At 53.8% G+C, this 2,067-nt stretch carries 3 protein-coding genes; 1 reads left to right on the forward strand and 2 read right to left on the reverse strand.

Going from position 1 to position 2,067, the window contains the following annotated elements; genetic code table 11:
* Both H5U08_RS19930 and H5U08_RS16815 read right to left on the reverse strand, forming a co-directional pair.
* Positions 1 to 451, reverse strand: a 451-nt coding sequence (locus H5U08_RS19930) for a tetratricopeptide repeat protein (RefSeq protein WP_366494782.1), incomplete at its 3' end; no start/stop codon positions are given.
* A 148-nt stretch (positions 452 to 599) separates the two neighbouring features.
* Positions 600 to 1,649, reverse strand: a complete 1,050-nt coding sequence (locus H5U08_RS16815) for a DUF1559 domain-containing protein (protein ID WP_297035720.1) — start codon at positions 1,647 to 1,649, stop codon at positions 600 to 602.
* Positions 1,650 to 1,999: 350 nt separating this feature from the next.
* Between H5U08_RS16815 and H5U08_RS19935 the strand changes: the two genes are divergently transcribed.
* A partial coding sequence (locus tag H5U08_RS19935) for an aspartate 1-decarboxylase (protein WP_366494783.1) occupies positions 2,000 to 2,067 on the forward strand: 68 nt, incomplete at its 3' end.

The following is a 2,067-nucleotide window of genomic DNA, read 5'->3' on the forward strand; positions in this document are numbered from 1 at the left end:
CAAGAAGGGTGGGGTAAACAGCCGAGTTGGGATCGACCTTGCAGGCTTGTCGGTAGTATTCAGCGGCAAGTTTGAAATCACCTGCCTCGGTCGCCAAAAAACCGAGTCTGTGATAGCCCTCCACAAACTTCGGATCGATGGCCAGGCAACGTTTCCAGCACGCTTTGGCATCGCTGGCCCGACCAAATCTGGAATGAATCTGTCCGGCCAAGTTCCAAGTTTGCGGATCATCGGGAAATGCGTGCGTAATTTGCTGCAACAGGGTTCGAGCCTGTTCCCAGACTTGTTTAAACTCTGGGTCAGCCTTGCTACTTGGATGAGCCAACTGCGTGAGCGGATCAGTGAACAGACGGGCTACAAACGACCTGGCAATCACAATGACCACCAGAAACCCCAGAATGGCAAGAAGAATATGAATGCGCGCTACCCGCCGCACGAAATTGCCGAACATGGTGGACAAACGCCTGCATGCCGACTCGAGAATTTGACACGGGATCAAAAATAAACAGACACGGGTGCGAGGCCATCAGCAATACCCCGCACCCGTTGATCGTTATTCCCTGAGACCTGAAAGCGCACCGTTCCTACGCTGGTACGCGTCATTGGTCTCCGGTGGCCTGGCCATCGTCTCGACCACCAAGGTACTGGTACGTCCGCACATTGATCGTGCTGGAAATGAAGCGGACACTTCCATCACCCATGGCATGATTTACGCCACCCGGGTGCCTGCTGCGTGCCGGGAAGAATCCGTTACTATCCATCCAGCCGCATCCAACACATTCCTGGCAGGTTGGATACTGCCAATTGGGGGGCGCCACAGTGTTGAAGACGCTTTGCGTGGGCATCGGGGCGATCCAATCGCGCCCGGAATGGCTATGATGATTGGTGATGCCGCCTTGGCACTGCACACCATAGTTCTGTACATCGGCCTCTGTGGGGAATAGGCGAGTGGACCCACTGTATGCCTGTGCCCTGACCACATCGCCAGGATTGTAAACGGAGTTATTGTTATCTCCGATGAGGCCTTCACCCGCCATGATGGTATTGCTGGCGCCATCTCGGAGATCGGCAAAAGTGGTTTCCATGTCCCGCTGCACAAAGCCATTTTGTTGAATTGACCCCCAATCGACATGGCTGCCGAAGCTAAACAGGTAATTGCAGTTGCCCGTTTCCGCGCTGCCCCGGAAAGCCGAATCAGACGGGCAACGATATGTGGAAATCACCGTCCTGCGGGCCGCCACCAACTGAGCATTCCCGTTATACCACTCGAGCCCCTGCATCATGCCCACAGTCTGAATCGTGTCAAAAAGTGCCCGCTGCTCAATGTAAGGAAGCAATCGGACATGAATACTGTAGCCCTTCCAGTGTGAATGGAGATTCGGTGGGTTAGCCGGATCAATAGGCCGATAACAGAAGCGCGGAAAGACCTTGTACACATCGTGATAGTTGTGCATCGCCAGCGCCACCTGCTTCAAATTATTCGTGCATTGACTTCGACGGGCGGCTTCCCGAGCAGCCTGCACAGCCGGCAACAGCAAGGCGATCAAAATCCCAATGATGGCGATGACCACCAAAAGTTCGACGAGGGTAAAACCCCTCCGGCTTGACGCACCGCCGCCACTGCGCATAAACAGACTCTGCACGCACATGGTCCATACTCCTAACTGAAACCTACAGGACTAGAAAAGCTACTCCCCAACTCGAGCTTCCCGTTTTAAAAACCACTTGACCAAATTCTAACTCGCCTTTACACCTAATTCAACAAATTGATCAAACAAGAGTTTCGCGCCATTTTTGTCAGACGAAATGGCAGTGCGCTGCCATTTTGACAGCGCGAGTGGGGCTGCCCCGGTCCCAGGGGGGCGTTTACAATACATTAGGATGGCTTTTTTGGCTCGAATGAGACTGGCACGTCGTTCTCCAGGCTGCCTCAAACCGCTTTGTCCTATCTTGCAACTTTTGTTTGTAACGACCGCGGACGACTCCCGTGCAAAGGTTGATGCTCAAGTCGAAAATCCACCGCGCAACGCTGACCGAGGTGAACCTCGATTACGAGGGAAGCATCAC

The organism is Thermogutta sp. (assembly GCF_014359955.1).
Taxonomy (GTDB): domain Bacteria; phylum Planctomycetota; class Planctomycetia; order Pirellulales; family Thermoguttaceae; genus Thermogutta.